This window comes from Paenibacillus taiwanensis DSM 18679, from assembly GCF_000425125.1.
Lineage (GTDB): Bacteria > Bacillota > Bacilli > Paenibacillales > Paenibacillaceae > Paenibacillus_B > Paenibacillus_B taiwanensis.
This window is the reverse complement of record NZ_KE384307.1, coordinates 412,469-435,592: the sequence shown is the minus strand read 5'-3', so window position 1 is coordinate 435,592 and position 23,124 is coordinate 412,469. Positions and strand designations below refer to the sequence as shown.

General features: G+C 47.5%; 24 protein-coding genes and 1 riboswitch. Of the genes, 5 read left to right on the top strand and 19 right to left on the bottom strand.

Annotation, left to right across the window (positions count from 1 at the left end):
- Nucleotides 1-32 precede the first annotated feature (32 nt).
- Nucleotides 33-551: a DUF2179 domain-containing protein gene (locus H509_RS0115950; protein ID WP_028545957.1), complete on the bottom strand. Its 519-nt coding sequence runs from the start codon at nt 549-551 to the stop codon at nt 33-35.
- A 225-nt stretch (nt 552-776) separates the two neighbouring features.
- Here H509_RS0115950 and H509_RS0115945 point away from each other — a divergent pair, with 225 nt between their 5' ends.
- Nucleotides 777-1,622 (top strand): EcsC family protein, encoded by an 846-nt coding sequence (locus H509_RS0115945; RefSeq protein ID WP_028545956.1) that lies wholly within the window; start codon nt 777-779, stop codon nt 1,620-1,622.
- 117 nt (nt 1,623-1,739) lie between these two features.
- On the opposite strand, the gene H509_RS0115940 is transcribed toward H509_RS0115945, so the two are convergent.
- The 12 genes from H509_RS0115940 to cobD all read right to left on the bottom strand — a co-directional run bounded on the left by H509_RS0115940 (nt 1,740) and on the right by cobD (nt 13,428).
- Nucleotides 1,740-3,377, bottom strand: coding sequence for a cobyric acid synthase (locus H509_RS0115940; RefSeq protein ID WP_084159229.1), 1,638 nt, complete (start codon nt 3,375-3,377; stop codon nt 1,740-1,742).
- Complete coding sequence (gene cobS / locus H509_RS0115935; RefSeq protein WP_028545954.1) at nt 3,374-4,216, bottom strand: adenosylcobinamide-GDP ribazoletransferase; 843 nt, start codon at nt 4,214-4,216, stop codon at nt 3,374-3,376. The genes H509_RS0115940 and cobS overlap by 4 nt, the downstream gene beginning before the upstream one ends.
- A complete protein-coding gene (gene cobU, locus H509_RS0115930) occupies nt 4,213-4,770 on the bottom strand; it encodes a bifunctional adenosylcobinamide kinase/adenosylcobinamide-phosphate guanylyltransferase (protein ID WP_028545953.1) in 558 nt (185 codons plus the stop codon). Before cobU ends, cobS begins: the two co-directional genes overlap by 4 nt.
- Nucleotides 4,767-5,822: a nicotinate-nucleotide--dimethylbenzimidazole phosphoribosyltransferase gene (gene cobT, locus H509_RS0115925; RefSeq protein ID WP_028545952.1), complete on the bottom strand. Its 1,056-nt coding sequence runs from the start codon at nt 5,820-5,822 to the stop codon at nt 4,767-4,769. Before cobT ends, cobU begins: the two co-directional genes overlap by 4 nt.
- A gap of 114 nt (nt 5,823-5,936) precedes the next feature.
- Nucleotides 5,937-6,758, bottom strand: coding sequence for an ABC transporter ATP-binding protein (locus H509_RS0115920; protein WP_028545951.1), 822 nt, complete (start codon nt 6,756-6,758; stop codon nt 5,937-5,939).
- A gap of 124 nt (nt 6,759-6,882) precedes the next feature.
- Complete coding sequence (locus tag H509_RS0115915; RefSeq protein ID WP_051287257.1) at nt 6,883-7,953, bottom strand: FecCD family ABC transporter permease; 1,071 nt, start codon at nt 7,951-7,953, stop codon at nt 6,883-6,885.
- Nucleotides 7,954-8,011: 58 nt separating this feature from the next.
- Nucleotides 8,012-9,001, bottom strand: coding sequence for an ABC transporter substrate-binding protein (locus H509_RS0115910; RefSeq protein ID WP_028545949.1), 990 nt, complete (start codon nt 8,999-9,001; stop codon nt 8,012-8,014).
- 93 nt (nt 9,002-9,094) lie between these two features.
- Nucleotides 9,095-9,241 carry a hypothetical protein gene (locus tag H509_RS28205; RefSeq protein WP_211234341.1) on the bottom strand — a complete coding sequence of 49 codons (147 nt, stop codon included), beginning with the start codon at nt 9,239-9,241 and terminating at the stop codon, nt 9,095-9,097.
- Nucleotides 9,242-9,291: 50 nt separating this feature from the next.
- Nucleotides 9,292-9,482: riboswitch (cobalamin riboswitch) on the bottom strand.
- A 159-nt stretch (nt 9,483-9,641) separates the two neighbouring features.
- Complete coding sequence (locus H509_RS25605; protein ID WP_051287254.1) at nt 9,642-10,469, bottom strand: histidine phosphatase family protein; 828 nt, start codon at nt 10,467-10,469, stop codon at nt 9,642-9,644.
- Nucleotides 10,466-11,434 (bottom strand): adenosylcobinamide-phosphate synthase CbiB, encoded by a 969-nt coding sequence (cbiB, locus tag H509_RS0115900; RefSeq protein ID WP_028545948.1) that lies wholly within the window; start codon nt 11,432-11,434, stop codon nt 10,466-10,468. Before cbiB ends, H509_RS25605 begins: the two co-directional genes overlap by 4 nt.
- Nucleotides 11,435-11,495: 61 nt before the next feature.
- Nucleotides 11,496-12,302 carry an adenosylcobinamide amidohydrolase gene (locus H509_RS0115895; protein ID WP_028545947.1) on the bottom strand — a complete coding sequence of 269 codons (807 nt, stop codon included), beginning with the start codon at nt 12,300-12,302 and terminating at the stop codon, nt 11,496-11,498.
- A 22-nt stretch (nt 12,303-12,324) separates the two neighbouring features.
- Entirely contained in the window at nt 12,325-13,428 is a 1,104-nt protein-coding gene (gene cobD / locus H509_RS0115890) for a threonine-phosphate decarboxylase CobD (protein ID WP_028545946.1), read from the bottom strand.
- A gap of 449 nt (nt 13,429-13,877) precedes the next feature.
- On the opposite strand from cobD, the gene H509_RS0115885 reads away from it, so the two are divergent.
- Nucleotides 13,878-14,342, top strand: a complete 465-nt coding sequence (locus H509_RS0115885) for a hypothetical protein (RefSeq protein ID WP_028545945.1) — start codon at nt 13,878-13,880, stop codon at nt 14,340-14,342.
- A 160-nt stretch (nt 14,343-14,502) separates the two neighbouring features.
- Here the strand turns inward: H509_RS0115885 and H509_RS0115880 are convergent, their stop codons facing one another.
- On the bottom strand, nt 14,503-15,057 hold the full coding sequence (locus H509_RS0115880) for a nitroreductase family protein (RefSeq protein WP_028545944.1): 555 nt from the start codon (nt 15,055-15,057) through the stop codon (nt 14,503-14,505).
- Nucleotides 15,058-15,216: 159 nt separating this feature from the next.
- Between H509_RS0115880 and lplA the strand changes: the two genes are divergently transcribed.
- Nucleotides 15,217-16,221, top strand: coding sequence for a lipoate--protein ligase (gene lplA / locus H509_RS0115875; protein WP_028545943.1), 1,005 nt, complete (start codon nt 15,217-15,219; stop codon nt 16,219-16,221).
- A gap of 131 nt (nt 16,222-16,352) precedes the next feature.
- A complete protein-coding gene (locus tag H509_RS0115870) occupies nt 16,353-17,159 on the top strand; it encodes a Cof-type HAD-IIB family hydrolase (RefSeq protein ID WP_028545942.1) in 807 nt (268 codons plus the stop codon).
- 108 nt (nt 17,160-17,267) lie between these two features.
- On the opposite strand, the gene H509_RS0115865 is transcribed toward H509_RS0115870, so the two are convergent.
- Complete coding sequence (locus H509_RS0115865; RefSeq protein WP_051287251.1) at nt 17,268-18,128, bottom strand: MBL fold metallo-hydrolase; 861 nt, start codon at nt 18,126-18,128, stop codon at nt 17,268-17,270.
- A 177-nt stretch (nt 18,129-18,305) separates the two neighbouring features.
- Between H509_RS0115865 and H509_RS0115860 the strand changes: the two genes are divergently transcribed.
- On the top strand, nt 18,306-19,040 hold the full coding sequence (locus H509_RS0115860; protein WP_028545940.1) for a glycerophosphodiester phosphodiesterase: 735 nt from the start codon (nt 18,306-18,308) through the stop codon (nt 19,038-19,040).
- A 229-nt stretch (nt 19,041-19,269) separates the two neighbouring features.
- On the opposite strand, the gene H509_RS0115855 is transcribed toward H509_RS0115860, so the two are convergent.
- From H509_RS0115855 to cysT, 4 genes are read right to left on the bottom strand one after another with little or no spacing between them, the layout of a single operon-like run.
- A complete protein-coding gene (locus H509_RS0115855; protein WP_051287249.1) occupies nt 19,270-20,367 on the bottom strand; it encodes a sulfate ABC transporter substrate-binding protein in 1,098 nt (365 codons plus the stop codon).
- A 17-nt stretch (nt 20,368-20,384) separates the two neighbouring features.
- Entirely contained in the window at nt 20,385-21,449 is a 1,065-nt protein-coding gene (locus tag H509_RS0115850) for a sulfate/molybdate ABC transporter ATP-binding protein (RefSeq protein WP_028545938.1), read from the bottom strand.
- Complete coding sequence (locus tag H509_RS0115845) at nt 21,439-22,278, bottom strand: sulfate ABC transporter permease (protein WP_051287247.1); 840 nt, start codon at nt 22,276-22,278, stop codon at nt 21,439-21,441. The genes H509_RS0115850 and H509_RS0115845 overlap by 11 nt, the downstream gene beginning before the upstream one ends.
- Complete coding sequence (cysT, locus tag H509_RS0115840; protein ID WP_028545936.1) at nt 22,275-23,090, bottom strand: sulfate ABC transporter permease subunit CysT; 816 nt, start codon at nt 23,088-23,090, stop codon at nt 22,275-22,277. The genes H509_RS0115845 and cysT overlap by 4 nt, the downstream gene beginning before the upstream one ends.
- Nucleotides 23,091-23,124: the final 34 nt, after the last annotated feature.

Below are 23,124 nucleotides of genomic sequence, written 5' to 3'. Positions count from 1 at the left end.
ATTGATAAGCGTATTCCCTTGTTAGGATATCGCTAACGTCTAGTCGCCTTCGCCCAAAATCCCCCATGAAGGCGCGTCGGCTCAGATGTAACAATAAAGGCGCGCGGCTCCACATCCATGATGGACTGATAAAGCTTTTTTTGATTTTTGCGACGTGCGAGCACCTCTAACATTAACCTCTCCCCATCTCGCCCGCTCCCAATCCAAGTCGTCACACCATAACCCAGATCACGAAGATGATTAGGAACACTACTCTCCGGATTGTTAACAATTACCCGTAGCGTAACATAACCAAGCGCTATCTTTTCTTCGATCCAAGAGCCAACGAGCACACCCAATCCATACCCTAGCGCATATACAATCAAGCTTATCGGCTGATCCAAATATTTGAGCACCATGTTTAAACCAAGCACGTATATCGTAATTTCGACGCAGCTCAGCGCAGCGGCATAATACTTTTGTCCTTTCAGGGTTAGGATCATCCGTAGGGTGAAAAAGGAGACGTAAACGATTTGGATCATAAAAATGGAAACCAATAACCCTACTTCCATAAATCTTCTCTCCTTGCGGGTCTTCCCTTAGTTTATATCTTCATCATTACCCTGCTGGCCCGCATTCCAAACGGAATACAAACAGGATATTTCATACATTTCGTTGAAACAATGCACCAGTCTGCACGTACAACTTCTTATTACTAGTAGAATGCTTCGTATGCTGCAAACGTTGTAAAGCAAACAACGCATGCATCCATTTGCGAGTTCTATAAGGAGGATCATATGCGTACAGATGAGCAACGTGCCGCACTGCTACAGGCCAAAATGGAAATTGAAACGTGGGAAAAGGAACAGCGCGAGCTCTGGTTTTGGGAGAAGATCGGTCGTATCCCGTTTATGATATTGGACAAGCTTAGCCCCAAAATATTACAACGAAAAGTGGGCCAGGTATTAGATGAAGTCGGCAGCTATCTGCACACAGGAGGACGTTATTTAATTCAAGAGAAGCACGTATTACACAAAATGGAGCAGCAATGGAAGAAGACCACGCCTGAGCAAGCGTTAGCCGTGGCATGTATCAACGATGTCCAGCGTGTCCCTCTTGCTGTACGCGATGAAGTTGCGTCTCAACTGCGGGAATCCCATAAGTCCGCTGCCTTTGCCCAAGGTGCTACGACAGGCTTTGGCGGCATATTTACGCTGGCAATTGATATTCCTGCAATTTTGGGGATATCACTTAAGGTCATTCAGGAGACAGCCATCAGCTATGGCTTTGATCCAAGTGCACGTGAGGAGCGAGTATTTGTTGTAAAATGTATGCAATTTTCATCGTCAGATATTGTGGGCAAGCAGGCTATTCTTAAAGAGCTCACTGAATACCATCGTGAGGACCGCGATCGCGAAGCACTGTCCGAGATGCAGGGCTGGCGTGAAACGATGATCGCCTTTACTGATAATTTCGGGTGGAAAAAATTGTTCCAGTCGATTCCGGTAGCGGGTATGGTGTTTGGCTCCTTTATGAATCGGTCGCTTATACACGATGTCGCAGAAACAGCGCAAATGATGTATAGAAAGCGAGTTGTGCTGAAGATGCTCCAGGAGCTGGAGGAGGACAGGGAGCCTTCTTAAAGCGTATTGGTAAAGTCATCAGTTACCCCTCATATACGTGTGAAGCTCACACTTACATGAGGGGAACTGATTTCACAAATTATAAAGGCTTCACACGGCGGCGGGCATGCTCGTTCCTTAATCGCTTCCTATCGCCTTGTAAATAGCTTCCATGTTCAGGTGCTTACGTGTGAGCTCTGCAAGCCGATCATACGCGTGCTCTTTCTTCTCTTTAAACCGAAGCTGTACAGGCAGTGGGTCATATCCCTTAGAAATACGAATGAGGTTCAACCAGCCACGACGAAAATCATCGTTGTGGAACAATCCATGCAAATACGTTCCAAACACTAACCCATCCTCACTCACACAACCGTCATCTGTGGCACTCGATAAGGACATATCCGATCCTTCGTTGTGTTGAGCACCATCCGCTGTTACTTCTGCTAACCTGACCAGTGCCGTAGCATCATCTGATAACTTGACAGAGCGTCCCATATGGATTTCATAGCCTTCCATAGTTAACCCTTGCAGCGGTCTCCATGAGGGCAAATTCGTAATCAACGTACCTTTCACTTGCTCCGTTCGTTTGATAGCGGCAAATTCCGTCTCTACAGGCAGCAAGCCTAAGCCCACCACTATAGTTCCAGGCTCTGCTTCTACACCTTCCTGATCGATTAGAGACTTACCTAGCATTTGATAGCCCCCACAGATGCCAACGATCCGCAAGCCGCTCCCTTGCCGGCTTTTTCGTTCACGAAGCGTAGTTAGCGCTTCCGCCAAACCTGTTGACTGCAACCACAGCAGATCAGCAATTGTACTTTTCGAACCTGGAATAATAACAACGTCTGGTTCCCCTAGCTGCTGCGGGTGCTTGACGTAACGGATACGAACGTCACCTTCTGATGTTAGCGGGTCTATATCTGTAAAATTAGAAATTCGCGGAATCGCAAGCACCGCAATATCAATATCTCGTTCGGGGTCCACTCGAACCTTCCATTTTTCCAATGCTACTGAATCCTCAGCTTCAATGTCCAAGTCTTCCGCATAGGGCAGAACACCCAGTACAGGCTTCCCCGTCCGTTCCTCCAACCATGTTAACCCAGGGCGTAACAGCTCCAGATCGCCGCGAAACTTGTTAATAATAAATCCAACGACACGCTCGCGTTCATCCGGCTCTAACAGCTCCAACGTTCCCACAATCGAAGCAAATACACCGCCACGATCAATGTCTGCGATTAAAATGACTGGTGCATCCGCCCATTTAGCCATATTCATATTTACGATATCATTATGCTTCAAATTAATTTCCGCAGGACTCCCCGCACCTTCCATCACAACGATATCATATGCGGCCTTTAATCTTTCAACTGCTTCCGTTACAAGCTGCCGCGCTACAGGGAGAAAGTCCGAGCGATAACGGAGCGCACTCATATTACGATACGGTTTGCCGTGCACAATAATTTGCGAATGCATGTCCTGCATCGGCTTGATCAAGACGGGGTTCATATCCGTAGTAGCAGCTATTCCACACGCTTCAGCCTGAACGCCCTGCGCGCGGCCGATTTCTTTGCCGTCAGGAGTTACGTAAGAGTTTAACGCCATATTTTGTGATTTAAAGGGCGCAACCCGATACCCATCCTGTTTGAAAATACGGCAAAGTGCTGTCGTCACAACACTTTTCCCGACATCAGATGCTGTGCCTTGAAGCATAATCGCTCTGCCACCAACAGCCTTCTGCGCAGCACAAGTATGATGAATTTGGCGTTGCTCGCTCATCGGCCTCCACCTCCATCTATCCCCATGTTAATAACAAGCCCTAGCAGTAGCAGCGTCAACATCAGCTCACAGATGGCTCCATACGTATCACCAGTTAAGCCACCTAATTTACGTGAAATGCTGCGAGAACAAACCCAACTAAATAGTTGAACTATCAAAATATAACCGCCCAACAACAGGCTAGGACTCCACCGCCAAGCTTGATCCACATGCTGAGCGGCAAATGGTACGGGGAGATTCAATCCTCCGAACAAAAATAACGCTGAAAGTGCAATCGTAGTTAGCATCGTACCTAGCACATAAAACATGTGAACACCTTGGAACATCACACCAATTCCTGAATCCTTGCGTGCACAAGGCTCTGATGCAATTGCCCACACCATCGCATATCGACTGCCGATAAACGGGAGCGCAATAAACAATCCCCATTGTCCATGCTCCATCATCACAGCAAACAACGACCACTGAAGGAGCAATACGATAAAACAAACAATAACTCCCATCGCTCCGACGCGGCTATCCTTCATAATTTCCAGCATCCGTTCCCGCGGACGGTGACTTAGCAGGCCGTCTGCGGTATCCATAAGCCCATCTAAATGTAATCCACCTGTTAAGCCCAATGCTAGCAGCAGCACGAGCGCTGCAGCTGGCCATGACGGAAGTACAGCTGTTAATCCTGCCCCTGCCAACCAAACCAGCAAACCTACCAAGCCGCCCGCAAGCGGAAAAAATACAACGCTGCGTTTTAACACTTGATTGGTAAAGGGTACTTCAACGGGGAATGGAATACGTGTAAGAAATTGTACAGCCGCCACAAAGGCCTGTAGCCAAAGCTTCATAGCTCTACCCTCAGTCTTTTTATTTCAATAGGAATGCCCGCTGTCACCAAATACACTTCATCTGCAAGTGCAGCCATTCGTTGGTTCAAGCGGCCCGCTGCATCGCGAAAGGTTCGACCCAACTTGTAGGCTGGCACAACACCACTCCCAACCTCATTTGTCACACACACCAGCATGCCGTTGAATCCAGCCGCCGCCGCTACCAATTGTGTGATGCAATCGTCCACAAGCTGATCCAAGTTCGGGTGCTGCTCTACAGCAAGCAGTTCATTCGACAGCCAGATAGTTAAGCAATCAACGAGTACAGCTGGCTCTGCGGCTGCATTTATCCATGCTGGCAGCCCTTGAGGACTCTCGGCTATACGCCATCTATAATTGGACTCCTCACGCTGCTGCTGATGGAGGGCAATACGCTCTCGCATCTCATCGTCGTACGCCTCGGCAGTTGCCACATATGTGCTGCCCTGCGGCGAATGCTTCATTACATATCGTTCTGCAAACGAGCTCTTGCCACTGCGGGCCCCACCCGTAACCAGCACAATGCGGCCACTCATTTTACATCCTCCTGTCCAGACACACCCGCCTGTGCAAACGTTGCCATCTCTCGCATAATGCGGCAAGCTGCATCAATAAGCTGAAACAAAATTACAGCCCCCGTCCCCTCACCCAAACGCATGTTCAGGTGCAGCGGAGCTTGCAGGCGCAGCTCTTCCAAAAGCGCACGATGGCCTCTTTCATCGGATAGATGTGATCCAATCAAATATCCATGCACCTCTGGCGCTATTCTTACTGCTGTCAAAGCTGCTGCACTGGAAATAAATCCGTCAATTACGACAGGTGCCCGATGACGAGCAGCCCCTAAAATGACCCCGACAAGTCCGGCAATTTCCAAGCCGCCTACTTTCGCCAGCACATCAAGCGCATCTTCCGCCTGCGGTTGATTACACGCAAGCGCTTGGCGTACCACATCACACTTGTGCTGCCACTGTTCATCACCTATCCCCGTTCCGCGTCCGACGGCATCCTCTGGCGCCATACCCGTAAAGGCACACAATATGGCGGCACTTGCCGTCGTATTGCCAATTCCCATTTCACCAGTTGCAAATAGGCGGACACCTTGCCGCACCAATTCTTCAACCGTATCTACGCCAGCCTGGATGGCTGCTAGCGCTTCCTCGCGTGACATCGCAGCCCCTTTTGCCATATTTGACGTACCATATCGCACTTTACGAGTCACCAGATTAGGGTGGTTTAATTCAGCATTCACACCTACATCCACGCACACAACCTGTGCTCCCGCCTCGCGTGCCAACACATTAACTGCCGCGCCGCCGTGTATGAAATTCAGGACCATCTGCGGGGTCACTTCTGCTGGAAACGCACTAACGCCTTCCTCACACACACCATGATCACCCGCCATAACGATTACTGCCTTTTTATCCAACTGAGGAACGACTTCTCCCGTTATAGCTGCAAGCTGCAGCGAAAGTTGTTCGAGCACACCAAGACTCCCTGGCGGCTTTGTTAACTGATTCTGGTGCAAAAGCGCTGCCTCACGAGCCTCTTCATTTAAATTCGGGATTACGTTACTCCATTGCTGTGTCATTATTCATCATCTCCATTTTTGTCGGTTCATTCTTAGCTGCATCGATGTGAGTTGTCTTCATAACTACTTCTTATAATTGTGCAGTCCTCATAAGCCTGAGCAATTCTCTATTATTTAATCTCCTACTGATCCAGGACAAACGAGCACCTGCGGCCTGCTACAGTCTGGATGTGGCACAATAACCGTCTTTGTATCAAATACATGCTGAAGCAGTTCTGTCGTCATTAGCTGCTGCGGTGTGCCTTCCGCCGCGATTACGCCTTCCTGCATAACGATGATCCGATCACAGTACAGCGCGGCCAAGTTCAAATCGTGCAGGACGGACACAACCGTCAAGCCACAATCCTGCTGCCAATCCCTAATAACATCCATAAACTGAACCTGATAACGAATATCAAGATAAGTTGTTGGCTCGTCCAACAACACAATACTAGGTGATTGCGCCATCAATTTGCCTAGTGCTGCCCGTTGCCGCTGTCCCCCGCTCAAACGATCCAACGGCCGATCTGCAATTGGGTCTAATTGGAGCTTAGACATGATATGATCCACGATCAGCCTGCTGTCTTTACGTTCACTCCCAAACCAGGATTGATACGGAAATCTGCCCATCTCCACAATGTCCCGCACCGTGAAGTGCACAGGCGGCAAAGCTTCCTGCTGCAACACAGCCATCAGACGCGATAATTCTTTCCGCTTATAAGCATGAATGGCTTTTCCATGAATGGATACTGCGCCTTTTGACGCTTTCTCTGCATGAGACAACAGGGATAACAGCGTTGATTTGCCGCTGCCATTAGGGCCAATTATGCCTAGCCATTCACCTGCTTGAACAGAGAGCGAGACATCATGCAGCACTTGACGGCCGCCATAGCTATGATACAATCCATCAGCCGCAATGACAGGGACTTCGGTCACAGCGTGTGATTTCCCTCTCATGGAATCACTAGTATTAGCGCCGCCAGAGTGGGTATTAGGTGAAATCATTGCTGTAGATTCCAGCATAGCCGCCTTTTCTAACGTCACATTCCCTGAGCTTTCATGTTTGTAGGCCATTCGTGTCTCACTCCCCTCGTCTCATTTTTTTGTTCCTTATCAATAAATAAGCAAAAAATGGCGCACCAATAAAGGCGGTAACAACACCGAGCGGAATTTCTGTAGGTGCCAACGCTGAACGGGCAATCGTATCCGCCCACATCACATAAATACCACCGCCCAAAGCTGACAAAGGCATAAGTAATCTGTAATCAGGCCCAATGATTAGTCGAAGCATATGAGGAACGACAAGCCCTACGAACCCGATAACTCCAGATACGGAGACGGCCCCTGCCGTTACTAACGTTGCGGTTAACAGTACGATCCATTTGGTTCGTTCAACATCAAGTCCCAAATGAGCTGCCTGCCGCTCGCCAAGGGCAAGCAAATTGAGTTGTCGTGTATAAGCACACAGTACGACAAACGTTACTGCAAAATAAGGCGCAATTACATAAATATAAGGCCAGCCTCTTAAAGCTAAGCTCCCCATTACCCAAAACAAAATTTCATTGATGGTCTGCTTGGACATAGCAACCATAAAGGACACGATAGCCCCAAGAAATGCGTTCGTCACCACCCCCGACAATATGAGGGTTTCAACTGGAATTTTGCCATTCTCCCTTGCCATTTTCAAGACAACAATAAGCGTAAGCACACCCGTTACAAAAGCAACAACAGGTATCGTCCATTGTCCGAAAAAAGCATATTGCAGTCCAAAATAAATAAGCAGCGCTGCGCCTACTGAAGCGCCAGACGATACACCCAATGTATAGGGATCTGCTAATGGATTACGCAGCACCCCTTGAAATGCAGTTCCGGCAATGCCAAGTGATGCGCCTACCAGAACAGCTAACAGCACACGTGGAAAACGAACCTTCATCATAATTTGGGCAGAAGCATCATCCCAAGTTACCGGAATCTGATCTCCGATCCAAGGAAGGTGGTGCAGCAAAATACGTGTAATCTCGCCAAATGGCATACGTACGGAACCGATTGCAAGACATCCTACAACGGACAAAAGGAGCAGCAATATGCCTGCTCCTCCTGCGATTGTAAGGTGTCGCCACGTTAAACGCGATGTTCGGTTGATGTTATTCATCATGCCTCATCCCATCTTAAGTTGCTCATCTTGGTGTAATATCTTAGCAATTGTAATGTTACTTGATTAATTCTGGATAAATTGCTTTTGCAATCACTTTAAGTCCTTCCGCTACACGAGGTCCCGGACGGCTAATCAAGTTGGAATCAAAGCCAATAACTTGATTGTTCTTAATGGCGTTAATGTTCTCCCAGCCCTTGCGCCCACGAATAATTTCTTCGAGTGTTTTGTTTGTAGCCGAATCTACGATTGCTTGTGAGAACATGATCACATCTGGGTTGCTCTTAATAATGTTCTCTTCATTAATTTGAACCCAGCCTTGCGCGTCCGCTGCCACGTTAACGCCACCTGCCAGCTCGATTAATTCATTCATAAATTCGCCGCTGCCAACTGTCCAGCCTGGTGAGAACTCAATATATACTTTTTTCTTATCCGTTGCACCTTTAACAGCGGCTTGAATATCGTCGCGTGTCTTTTTCATGCCATCTACAATATCTTTAGCCTGCTGCTGACGATCTGTAATCAGGCCGTACAATTCAATATTTTTAAGTACATCGTCAAAAGATTTAGGTTCTACTTTAAAAATCGTAATTCCTAAATCACGGAACTTCTTCACTACATCTTCTTTCATGGAAATGCCCGTAAATACGATATCAGGCTTTGCTGCAATAATAGCCTCTTCGTTTGGCTTCATAATGCCGCCCATTTTAGCTTTAGACTTTGCTGCTTCTGGGTAGTCATCAAAATCCGATACCCCTGCAATCTGGCTGTCCAAACCTAACGCAAACAGGGACTCTGTCTCAGCAGGTGATACAGACACAATACGCTCCGGTGCTTTGTCAAACTTAAACTCTTCTCCTGTTACATCTTTCACTGTTAACGGGTATGTAGTCTTTAGGGCATCCGTAGATGTCTCTGTCCCCGTCTGTTCCTGCTTCTTGTCTGGTGCTGGTGTGCCTTCTTCCTTAGCTCCACCGCATGCCGCGAGGCTGACAGCAAGCACACATACCATCAAAGCTGCTAATGTACGATTCCACCATAGTTTCATGAATAAATCTCCCCTTATTGTGACAAATGACTTGTTCCCATACCAGAAACGGTCAGCGCATTCCAGCATCGCTCTTTCGCTCTTCGGCAATTGTTAACTATTCCCTACCACATAACAAAATCCCCATTCCATCATAAAGCAGGAATAGGGATTTGATCGACTGACATCGTACAGCAGAAGCTTATCGCCATCAGCTACCGACATATGGCTCGGATTCATATCCGCGCAATATATCGACACTGACAAGCGACCGATAGGAGTTGACGTTAGTCCTTTCCGCGAAGGATTGTTGCTCGTCACGTCTTCAGGCAGGTTTCCTGACTTACGGCATTCGTGATTGCGCTTCCTCCCTGCTAGGTCGGATATCAGCTTATCACGGGTAATTCCGTTATACAGTGGCGGGACCGTGCCGGATTTGCACCGGCTTCCCTGTTACCTGTCTCCTTGCGTTAGGGACAGGACCTGAAGTCGTCATATACACTTGTCCGTTCCATTTGTGAACTTAATGATTGATTATAGGTGAACAACAGAGGGATAGCAAGTTACATATTTCGCAATCCTCTCTTTTTGCGCAGCTTACGGGCTAATTGAACACCATTGTCCAGTCGTATTCTGGGACATGTTGCATGTCCAAGAAACGCTACACAAGCGGCTCTGTTCTTAAAAATCGCCACACTTTCCCCCACTGCTGGGCGATAATGATATAGCCACCACCAGTCGGAACCGTCACGTCCCAAAATGATGCCGTGGGCCATGCAAGGGTGTATAGTCTGCGCACAACTCCACCGTGCGTCACGATCACAATGTCCTTGCTTGTGGCCCCCTTCCTTGAACGACTTGTTCGGCATACTTTGGGCTGTCTGGACAGCCGCGATGTACGCGCTTTGAACGGAAAGCGAGATGACGAGTTTGTTAGCATCGTTTGCCAGGCGGCCGCAGTGCGTGCTTCGAAGCATGCCCACGGTTCTCCGTCTGGCGGGACGACCGCCTCCATGTTGTCCAGCCAGGCGCGATAGTGGTCGTCCGCTTGCAGATCATTGTATGTCAGGCCTTCCCACTGGCCAAAATCCAGTTCACGCAAGCGCTCATCAAGCACGGCTTGCTTTGCGCCGTGCGGACATACATGCGCCAACGTGCTTACGCACCGGCGCATGTCGCTCGCAAATGCGAGCGGGCGCCGCGCTGCCAGCTTGCGGCGCAGCGGGCGTAAAGCCGCTCCGGCCTCAGGCAGGAGCGGCACGTCTGAGCGGCTGACATACCGCCGCTCTACATTGGCGCGCGTCACACCGTGGCGCGCCACATAAAGTCGCACCAGCACAGGGGTGCGACGATTGCCGGCCATGCCCCTATTGCCGGCAAAGCCTCTATACGAAGCCTCACTGCGCTTACGTGCAATGGGCTGGCCCGTGGTTCCGCCGCCCTTTCTAGCTGCTCGATGCTGCCCTACTGCTCCTTTGAGTGATGTCACAGCAACCACCCTCCGCGCAGCATAAGCGCGAACAAGCCCAGAACCGCAAACAATAACGAAGTACCACGCAGCAGTCGGCAAGTAGCCGGAATATGCTTCGCCGCCAGTTCCTCTAACGCTTCTCCCATATAGGCGCGGAAAGAGCGGGCACCTTTGTACACGTTGTAGCCCCCTAAGCGGATGTGGAGCGCACCCGCAACAGCTGCTTCCGGCCACCCGCTGTTCGGACTCGGGTGTTCCTCCGCGTCGCGCAGTGCTGTCTGCCAAGCACGCTTCGCGTCACCTGTTCGGAACAACCAAGTATGAACAGTGAGCAGCAGTGCAGTAACACGTGCAGGAATCCAGTTCGCCAAGTCGTCCAAACGAGCTGAAGCCCAGCCGAGATTTATGTATTTTTCATTTTTATAGCCTACCATCGAATCTAACGTATTAACGGCTCTATAAGCCATTGCAAGCGGTGCCCCACCAAACAATGCAAAAAATAACGGGGAAATAACCGCATCTACAATATTTTCAGCTACAGTCTCTACCGTAGCTCGTACTATTTCTGGTTCATCCAGCGTATTTGTATCCCGTCCGACAATCATGCCGACCTCTTCTCTAGCACCCGCTAGGTCTCCTCCAGCAAGTTTGCGATACACGGCCATCCCAGCGTCCTGAAGTCCCTTAACCGCAATTGTAGTTCCAATCAGCACCGCTTCCACAGCCCACGCCAACCACGGATGCACATGATGTAGAGCAAAGAGCAGCAGCCACGTCAACCCAAAAGCCCCACCAACGATGACAAGAGGCAGTAAGATACCTAATGGCTTCAGCATTCGCTCTGACCTTGATATACGCCGGACAAATCGCTCCATTGCACATATTCCTTTACCAATCATGACAACCGGATGCGGCAGCCAACGCGGATCGCCAACTATTCGATCCCATATGTAAGCTACAGCCCATATTGCCGCTGCATACATGTTAAACGTCCCCCTTGCCGCCTCTATACTTTATTTCACTCACACTTCATTTCAAAGCCAGCTAAACCGTCTCATTATCATCTTCAAACTGGGTGCGTACCGATTCAGACACCGTATTATAAACTAACATGCCAATTTCATTGCCAATCGTTGTTGCGGTGCCACCGTACTGATGTTTGGCCTTATAGCGTCCACGATCCAATATCGCAATCGCTATCGTATCTGTCGTCGTACCCGTTGCGATTAATCCGGTTTCGCGATCACGTATGTTTAAATCAGCTAGTGCGGCCGCCTTAGCTTCCACTGCACTGTGCAGCAGGTTCAAAATAGCCGCCTCCTGAATGCGCGCCTCCAAAACAATGATGGTGTTAATTGTGCCTGGTCTCATCCTTGATCTGGTATCACCTTTATGATCCGATGCTGCCGCAAACGAATCCTTCCGCTCCAGATTCTCATCCAAAGTCAAGTAGGAAGAATAAGTTTCTCGCTTCATACCCGCTCGTGCTGCATTAGAAGTGCCGGCTGTTGTAGTACAAAATACCGAAAATTGATCTCCCTCCATTTCCTCTACAGACAAGTGGGTCATTCTTGCTGCCGTTAACAAACCAACCGTTTGCTCGGCTTCGTACCCCCACTCCGTACACTTCAACTCCATATATCCTACAGGATCGCTGCAATCGAATGCTTTGTCCACCATATGATTTACAATTTTAGTAGCCTTTGCATGTCCACCGCGATAGACGGCGCTGCTCCACACCTCTGCCGCTTCTTCCCACTCTATGACGGCATGTTCATTACGCCAAGTCACTTTAACCCCTTTAACATGTTGAGATTCATAATATTGACTTCCTTTTCGGTAAGGCTGCACTTGCTTGTCCTCCTTTTATGAACTACAATCTCAATACGTCCTCTATTTCACGCATCAATCTTTCATTAGCTGCACGGTCTTTGACAGCAAGTCGGAAATGTCCTTCCTGTAGTCCGTCGTACATTGCGCAGCTGCGAATCAGAATACCTCGCATGCCCAACTGCTGCTGTAGCTTCTCCGCAGACCAAGGCGCAGGGAGATAACACAATATAAAGTTCGCAGCACTTTGCCATGAACGAACACCAAGCGTTGTTAATTGCGCTTCCATCCACGCCCGCTCTGATTTCACCACGCTTCTCGTCTGATGTTCATATTCCATTAGCAACTGTCGGTTATTTTTATCAAATAACGCCTCTCCTGCTGCCAATGCCAAACCATTCACACTCCATGTCACCTGTTTTCTTGTCAGCTCAGCAATTCGCGCAGGCGCAGCGAGCGCATAACCAAGTCTAAGACCAGGAATGGCATAAAATTTCGTTAACGAGCGTAGGATGACGATGTGGTTAAATTCAGATAACAGCGGCAAAGCAGTATAAGCGGCTTCATCATCCAGAAAGTCAATAAACGCTTCATCTATGACCAGTATGCAGCCCGAATGCTCCGCAGCTATCGCCGCCTTACGAAGTATGCTTTTGTCATACAAGGCGCCAGTCGGGTTGTTAGGATGCCCGATAAAGCACACCTCGACTTCTCGAATTAATGAAACGATCTGCTCCTCAGTAGCACGGTAATCCGGATCTTTGCCCGTAACACGTAATACATTGGCACCATATTGCTTGGCGAGTGATTCATACTCGGAGAAGCAAGGGGATACTACACCAACTAACCTTGGACTGTATGCCAATAATACGAGGGCCATGCACTCAGCTGCCCCGTTGCCTAGCATCAATTGCGACTCTGCCACTTGAAGCCTGTCCGCAAGTGATGCCTTTAAGATGCGGTGAGCAGGGTCTGGATATTGAAGCATGCGGTCCCACGCGTGCTTTAATGACTCACTTACGAATAAAGGAGGTCCCAAAGGATTAATATTGGCACTGTAATCCAGAAAATCATCTGTTCGACCACCAAACGTGGCTGCCGCTGTCCAAACGTCACCCCCGTGACCATAACGTTCTATTTTAGTCATACTGACATCCTCCACAATCCGATTACTTTGTCATGCTCTTACATCAATTACATGTTACTTGTCTGACACAGATACTGCTAACGTTCCCGTTTGTTTGATATTAGCATTTTGCTACCCATGCTTTACCGCGCTACTGCTCTTATGTATCATCGTTCATTTTAAGCTCGTAAGCGCCAACTTACAATGACCTACATCAACATGTCCACACAGCCACTATTGCCATGCTCTTAATTGTTATATACTAAAGGTAACTCTATTGCTTAATTCAGAAATATAGTGTACCTTGATCATTTCGGGGCAGATCGTTCCACAACCTTTTAAGATAACGCTTACATTACTTACCTGTTCTTGCATCTCCTTAGCCAAATCTATATCTCAAGTAGGTGCAATTCGGTTTTAAATTTGCGATAATACAATAGAACCACCCTTATATTCAAGGAGGAACCCTTATGTCGGTGCATCACAAAACATCATGGGCATCGCTTGGCGCCGCCATTGTCGTTACCGTCTATTATACGATTGTGCTGCTGACGCTCAAAGGAAATATTGCGCTGTACAGCACTGAAATGATGGCACTTGCCCGCAATGTGTTCGGAATCGCCGTGGTGTTCCAAGTACTTATGTATTTTGTTAACTTTATGTCCAAAGACGAAGCAGAAGACAAAGAAGTGGCGCGACATATATCGCTCAGAGCGAATCAAGGTGCTTTATTTTTTATGGTCCTTGCGGTAGCATGCTGCGCTGCCTATTTGATATACGTATCCGATACGCGGACATTGCTGTTGTCACCACTCGTATGTGCCCATTTGCTCGTAAGCGTACTGTTGGCTGCCTGGATCGTCAAATATTTATCGGAGCTTATTTTCTATCGGCGTACGTTCCGAGCGGATCCGCTAGACAGCGAGCTTTCCTGACGCTAAATGTAAACGATTTCTTGTCATATTACTCACGAACTCGCCTGGCCTGTGTATGCTAACAAAGACTGCCCTCTCGTGTATCAGTTCACGTGTAGGGCAGTCTTTTGTCATTTCTATTCTGCTGTTAATACGCTGTTAGCAGGCTGATGCTAATAATCTACAACACCGTGAAGCGCTCTTCAGCAGGTGTGCGTGGCCGTGCCGCGCCAGCCTTCTCGACGAAGCCCATGTGTAATACCGCGATGATCTTCTCACCAGGTTGAACACCGAGGGTATTACGGAAATCTTTGTTGTAAATATACTCGCCCGTATGCCAAAGCATACCAATGCCTTCATCCCATGCAGCTAACTGGAAATTCTGGACTAGACTAGCTGCGGCCATCATATCCTCGTCCCGAATGTGTGGATGTGCAGCCTCTGGCATCACAACAACCAAGTAAGCCGGGACAGAGTTGGCATATTTAAGCCATTTGGCTTTCTGCTCTTCGTCTGCACCTTTGAACTTTCCTTTTAACAAAATGTTGTAGAGGCTATTGACAAGTTGGCTCTTGCCCTCTTCGGCTGCAAAAATAAATCTCCAAGGTTCGCGCAAGCCATGATTAGGTGCCCAAACTGCATCGTTAAGCAGACGAAGTACCGTCTCTTGCGGTAATTTTTGTTCTTTAAATTGGTTTGTCGTACGGCGATTACGAATCGTTTCAGATATAGACATATGAATGCCTCCCCATTTATATAAAAATTGTATGATCAAGTTACCTACTTTATTATATTTGATAACGATTATCAATTTCAAACATCATTTTATATTTGCCAGGGAATCGATTACAATGTAGGTGTACAGTTGCACCTAAGATAAGAGGAGGACAAGTAGATGAAATTTATAGACAACCAAGGCATTACAGACCCACGTATTAACTTGGCGATTGAGGAATTCGTACTTAAGCATCTTCCGATGGACGAGGATAGCTATTTGTTATTTTACATAAATGAGCCATCTATCATTATCGGCCGTAATCAAAATACGATCGAAGAGATCAATGCTGATTACGTTAAAGCACAAAATCTTCATGTCGTACGCCGTTTGTCTGGCGGCGGTGCTGTCTATCATGATCTTGGCAACCTGAACTTTAGCTTTCTGACCAAGGATGATGGCGAATCGTTCAGCAATTTCCGCAAGTTTACGCAGCCTGTTATCGATATGCTTCGCTCGCTTGGCGTAGATGCGGATTTGACAGGACGTAACGATATTCAAGTAGGTGAGCGCAAAATATCCGGCAACGCACAATTCGCTACTCGTGGCCGCATGTTCAGTCACGGCACACTGCTGTTTGACTCCCAAATGGAGCATGTCGCTTCTGCTCTTAAAGTGAAACAGATGAAAATTGAATCGAAGAGCACGAAGTCAGTGCGCTCCCGCGTCGCCAACATTACTGAATTTTTGGACAAGTCCATGTCAGTCGAGGAATTCCGTGCTGCTATTTTGCGCCATATTTTTGGCATGGAGCCAGATCAAGTGCCACAGTACAAACTTACTGAAGAAGACTGGAAGAAAATATACGCTATTTCAGAAGAACGTTACCAGAACTGGGACTGGAACTATGGCTACTCACCTAAATTTAACGTACAGAACGCTAAAAAATATCCAGCAGGTATTATCGATGTTCGACTTGATGTCAAGGACGGCCATATTCAAGCCGTGAAAATATTTGGAGACTTCTTTGGCATCGGCGAAGTAAATGATGTAGAAGCTTTGCTCGCTGACGTCAAGTTCGAGGAACAAGCTGTACGAGCTGCATTAGCTGATCTGGATATGGTACATTATTTCGGCAATATCGAGAAGGAAGATTTTGTGCAGCTGTTGTTGCTCCAACAATAACTGAACCCATTTTAAATAGCCGATCGTAACCGTCTCATATAATACTCACTGCGACTTGCTCGCATCAGGTACAATAGAATAAGCAACCGTTTATCCAAATATATAAATATACAAATCCAAGGAGAGAAACCATGTACAAATTAATCGCAATAGACGTTGATGATACACTGATTACGGACGAAAAGCTCGTAACAGAAGGCACAAAACGAGCATTAGAACAAGCAGTCGCACAAGGCGTGCACGTCACACTTGCAACTGGACGTATGTATGCATCTGCACGTAAGATTGCAATGCAAACCGGTTTAAACGTACCGCTTATTACGTATCAGGGCTCCTTGATCAAAAATATTATGGACGGCGAAGTCCTTTATGAACGCGCTGTGCCTAATACTGCTGCCCAAAAATTGCTCCAATACTGCACCGAGCATCATCTTCACCTGCAGTTGTATGTAAACGACCTGCTGTACGCCCGTGAAGAAAACGATAAATTGATAGGCTATTCTCAATTAAACAACATTCCATACGTGATTGAACCTGACTTTGACAAGCTGTTAGCTTCTCCGTCAACTAAAATGCTTATGATTGATGAGCCAGCACGCTTGGACGAAGTCGCACCTGAACTTCGCGAATTGCTCGGTTCCGAGGTGCACATCACTAAATCCAAGCCGCACTTCTTGGAAGTAACCCACCATGAAGGCACTAAAGGCAATGCACTTCGTTTTCTGGCCGACCATTTTGGCTGCGCGATTGAAGAAACGATCGGTATTGGCGACTCCTGGAATGATCATGATCTCATCGAGGTTGCCGGGCTTGGGGTGGCGATGGAAAATGCAGTGGACTCGTTAAAACGTGTCGCAAACTACGTAACGTTGTCCAACAACGATGAAGGTGTTCGCCATGTTATAGAGAAGTTTGTACTTCAAACGAGCACGGTGTAACCTCGTTAAATAAAACCGACCACAGTCTCCTTTATTTGATAAGGATTGTGGTCGGTTTTCTGTTTACAGCTATTCACATCTTTCGTTCATTTCCGAAATGAATTGACATTAAAGCGTGATCGTCTGCCCTGTATGCGCTAATTTGACCGTTTTCGGGAGCGGATAAGACTCACGTACGTCAACTCCATGCGACATGTGTGTAAAAATCGTATGTGTAGGCGTAATTTCCTGCACCAGTTCTACCGCTTCCACCATGTCGTATACAGAACGTGTCTCGTAAGCAAATGATTCGTAATAGAAGTTAGTACCGATCACAAGCAAATCCAATTGCTGTAGCTGCGACTTTTCACCCTCGCCAAGTCCGATCGCATCTGAAGCATACACCCATGCGTCGATACGCTTCTTAGCACTCTCCGAAGTCCCAGCAGTTAACTCTACGGAATGCTCCCGCTCAAAACGATACGCGTACGAATAGCCATTTTTACCATGATTCACTCGAATTGGACGTATTCGCCACGCCTCCCATATCCACTCTTGTGTAATTGGAATAAAATCAATATAACGATCCAGCCAGCCATACATCTGTTTAATCGTATCAATGACCTCTTGCGGTGCAATGACACGACCTCGCCGTTCTAGCCATCGACACACATCCGCATAGGCGGGTAAGCCAGCGATATGATCCTGATGCGCATGCGTAATCAATATATCGGCAATAAAACGAATGCCTGTCAATTCCATTTGCAATGGCCAATCTGGACCACAATCAACAAGCAACTGGCGGTCAGCTTGATATACCAAGACGGATGAACGATAACGTCGATTATGACCAGTTGATCTTGCCTCTTCACACACTGGACAATTACAATATACACGAGGTACACCAAGCGAGTCGCTGTTGCCCAGAAATACGCACTGCCATTCCAGCTTGTCTCGATTCAATTGGATGCTTTTCACATTTCGAGGCATAAATGGTCTCTCTCCCTGCTAATCTTTACAAGAACATTACATACTTGTTCATTTACGATGTTTTTCTTTTTCAGTATAATCGGTTTCAGCTGCAAGATGTGAGTTTTTGTTATGTGAATCCGCTGATATGAGCGTAAAATATGACTAAAACCCACTTTTATTAAGGAGGACTCGAATATGAAAGGCCAATTGGATAAGACTAACCTGGAAATTGTGGCACATCGAGGCTATGCCGCAATCTTTCCAGAAAATACAATGGAGGCGTTCCGCCGATCATTAGATTTGGGCGCTGACAGCATTGAATTAGATATTCATCATTCAAAGGAAGGTATTCCGGTCATCATACACGATGATACATTGAATCGTACAACAACAGGCACTGGCCGCATTCGGGACTTAACGATCGCTGAAATCTGGGAGGCGGACGCTGGCATCAAGTTCAAGCCTGAATTTGCGGGTTGTAAAGTTCCACTGCTAGAAGAAGCTTTAGAGCTTTGTGCTGAGCGTCAGGCCGGACTTCAACTTGAGCTCAAGGAATCGATTACTGAGGAAGAAGGACGCGCTCTACTGCAAATGCTAAATATATATAATCTAATCGAGCAGACGATCATCATCTCATTCCATCCTAACAATTTGATGCTTATACGCAAGCTGCACCCGACTATTGAGCTTGGCTTTTTGACAGACAACGAGATAGCATTGGAATCATTGAAAGGACTTGGCCACGCTGCTTGCTGCCTGCAATTTGAACTGGTGCTTGGCAATCCTAAACTCGTTAAAGAAGCGGTTGAATTAGAACTTGATCTTGCGGTATGGACGGTGCGCTCCTTAGAAATTGCCAAGCAGTTATATGCTCTTGGTATTAGAAGAATAACGACTGATATTCCGTTGCTCAAATCTGATATCGTGTGATGAAATAGAAGCAAATTGACTGTCAGCAACCAGAGTGAGGTTTCGTTTATTTCCCGAAGATAATCTGAAATATTCCTTACCTCACTCGCCACCACACTCTACGCTCCTAGCCTACAACGATGCCAACGTGTTATTCATTTTATATTCAAGCATCAAAAAAGCATCCTCCTAATCGAAGATGCTCTGTTACATGTTATAAGTCGAGCCTAACGGGACAAGCCACGCCGAACTACAAGCCTGCCAGCACTTGATACCATATTCCTCGTTTACTGTACAACGTCTCTCGAACATGTTCCCAGCCGCCCATATCCTCAATCGTAAATAACTCTTCAGGATTAACGAGTTGTCCGGCATGGGCTTTGGCTACCTGCTCGTTGACGGCACGAAAGCCCGCTTCCACCCAAATTTGCTGTGCCTTCTCGCTTCTGGCAAAAGCAACAAATGCTTCTGCCACTTCACGTGTCCCATGCTTATCTGCATAGTGATCGACCACCACAATTGGATTATCAATGCGAATCGTATGCTTCGGCACGACGATTTCATAGTGTATGCCTTGTTTCTGGCGAGCGAGCAATTCATTTTCATAGGTAACGATCGCATCTCCTACCCCGTACTCGAATGCTGCCATAGAGGCACGGCCGCTTTTATCCATTGAGATGACACGGCTGTGAATATCAGCCAGTAGCTTTTTAGCATACGCAGGCGCATCTGATGCATCTACACCCTGCTTTTTGGCTAATTGCAAACCTGAGCCATAGATTGCATTAATATCCCACTGCGCACCACCCGAAGTCTTCGGATTAGGATATAACACATCAACATCTGCGCGTGTAAGATCTGTCCAGTCCTTTATTTGATGCGGATTATGCTCGCGAGTTCCAATCACAACGATTGAGTTCGTTACCATGCCGCCATAACGATCTTGCTCCTGCCATTGTGGGGATACTAACTTAGCCTTAACAAGCTTATCTACGTCCCCTGACATGGCAAACAAAGCAACGTCTGCCTCCATGCCCCCTGCAATTGAACGCGCTTGCGTGCCAGAAGCCTCGTACGATTGCTGTACTTCGACGCTCTGCCCCGTCTGCTGCTTCCACTCTTGCTGAAAGGCTGGAATAATAAGCTGCAACGCATCCTTTGCAACGGAATAAGCTCCGATCACTAACGTAACGGAATCCTTCTTCTTGCTCTCCTTGGCAGGCAGACTCGCACGCGGGGATGCTTCTTGCTGTACACAGCCAGTGAGGCTGACCGTAGTAAACATAAGCAGAAGCAGTAGCATACTTACCGATTTATACCTCGGCTTCTGAGTATACGGACGTATCATGAAGCATTCTCCTTCCGTTAAATGTGAACAGGCATAGGATCTTCTTTTAATGGATTCTCCATCACCCAGTGGTCATCCTCATTAAATAAATATATACGATGCACAAGCACCTGCACCTCTTCACCAATCTGTAGTACCGGATTTTCCAGCGTGCGGTAAGTCTTGAGCGTCAGTTCTCCTACTGCTACCTCCACTAACCACTCACTTCCTCGAAAATGTAACGCCTTCACAATGCCACGCTCACTTGCAGATGCTAGCCGCAGCTCGCCAACTCTGCCCACTTCAATATACTCTGGGCGTATAAGCGCTTTGCTATTGGGCCAAGCGGAGGTGGAATCAAACCCTTTTAACGTGTGCACATTAGTTAAGATCGTAGATTCCCCGATAAATTCAGCTACAAACGGAGTTTGTGGTGTCTTGTATATATCCCAAGGTGTTCCCTTCTGTTCAACGGAGCCTTGCTGAATAATCATAATCTCGTCAGCTACCTCGATTGCCTCATCTTGATCATGCGTGACAAATATGGACGTAATACCGACACGATCAATCAGTGATTTCAGCCAGCTCCGCAGCTCTTTACGAATCTTTGCATCAATGGCTGCAAATGGCTCATCTAACAGCAGCAGCTGCGGTTCAGGCGCTAACGCCCGCGCAAAAGCTACCCTCTGACGCTGACCGCCTGACAATTGATGTGGGTAGCGCTTCTCAATCCCGCTTAAACCTGTAAGCTCCAACAATTCGGCCACTCTGGCACGAATTCGATCTTTTGGCCACTTCTGAATCGTTAAGCCAAATGCGATATTATCAAACACAGTCATGTGCTTAAACAAGGCATAATGTTGAAACACAAATCCAATCCCGCGCTCCTGAGGGGGAACATCGTTTACAACCTTATCGTAGAAACGAATCTCTCCACTGTCTGGCCGTTCCAATCCAGCCAGCATCCGCAGGACAGACGTTTTGCCGCCACCGCTCGGACCAAGCAAGCCAATAAGCTGACCCGGTTCAATCGAAAAATTCACATTGCGGACAGCATGATATTGACCAAACCATTTGTTTAAATCTCTGACCTCAATGTGCATCTGCCTGCACCCCTTTTCTTTTTTTGGCCCACTCCATTAGCAGCAAAAGTGTAACAGAGCCAACCGCAAGTACAAGTGACACACTGTTCGCCGCAGCAATATTAAAATTATCAACGTCTTGATACACGAGTGTAGTCATCGTCTGCGTCTTATTAATAATGTTGCCTGACACAACTAGGACCGCACCAAATTCACCTAGAGAGCGCGCAATCGTTAAGACTACACCATAAGTGACACCCCAGCGAATAGAGGGCCAGGTCACTTTCCAAAACGTCGTCCAGCTATAAGCACCCAACAAGGATGCCGCCTCTTCCTGCTGTGTTCCAATTTCCTGTAACACCGGTACTACTTCACGCACCATAAGCGGAAAAGTAACAAATAACGTAGCTAGAACCATGCCCGGAAAAGCATATACGACCGGCATACCAACTTTCGCAAGAAAAGCACCCAACACCGTATGCGGACCAAGCAACAGCACAATCATAAAACCGCCTATGACTGGCGAAACAGCGAATGGTAAATCAATGATGCTATTCATCAATTGACGCACACGTCTGCCAAGCCAATCCCCGCGGACAATAACGATTGCCGTTAAAATTCCAAAGAAGGTATTAAGCAACGTCACCACAACAACAACACTGAAGGTCATCCACATGGCATGCAGTGCCTCTGGGCGAAGCAAGGATTGTGTAAAGGAGCCCATCCCCTGCTTACCGGCACCAAATACAATCTGCAACAACGGAACAAGTAAAAGGACAATAAATAGCATATACGTAAATCCAATTAGGGACTTACCTGTACGAGAAATGCGGGGTGGTCGTGATGTCATGATCTTCCCTCCCGAGCTTGCAGCGTATTAATTAGCCACAAAATAAGGAAAGACAAAGTTAGAAGGATTACAGAAACTGCGGCGGCTCCTTGTGGATTATCGCTCTCGATTTCTCCAAAAATGTAGACTGAAGCGATTAATGTCTTGCCCGGAATGTTGCCAGCCACCAGCACAACGGCTCCAAATTCAGCAAGCGCCCGAGAAAAGGCGAGCATGCCGCCACTGATAATGCCAGGCCTCATCTGAGGAAGTAGAACTTGAAAGAAGGTTCTCCATTTCGAGGCCCCTAGCGTGTGGGCAGCTTCTTCTTGCGATCGATCAGCTTCTTCGAGAAGCGGCTGTACGGCACGGATGACAAATGGGAACGTCACAAACACCATGGCAACAACAATCGCAGGCTCTGCAAATACAATTCGCAGGCCCATTGAGTCAGCCAGTTGCCCCACCCAACTGTTCGGACCCAGAAGAAGTAATATCATTAATCCGCCTACCGCTGTAGGCAGCGCAAACGGTAAATCCACGAGACTGTTAAGTAAAGTTCGACCAGGAAATGAATAACGGTGCAATACCCAGGCGGATACGGTTCCAACTGCAACGTTAATAACGGCAGCCATGAAAGCCAAACGGATAGTCAACCAGACGGACTGCCATGCAAGCGGCTCCGTTAGACTCTCTACCAAGACGCCTAGCCCTCCAGACAAGGACTGAACATATATGCCTGCGATCGGTAAAATGATTAGCAACAACATATACAAGAGCAGCGTCGTTCTAAATCCCCATAGCACCCCTTTATGATGCAATACCGCGTTCAAGACAACTCCCCCATCCTTGTACTCTCTGCCAAAT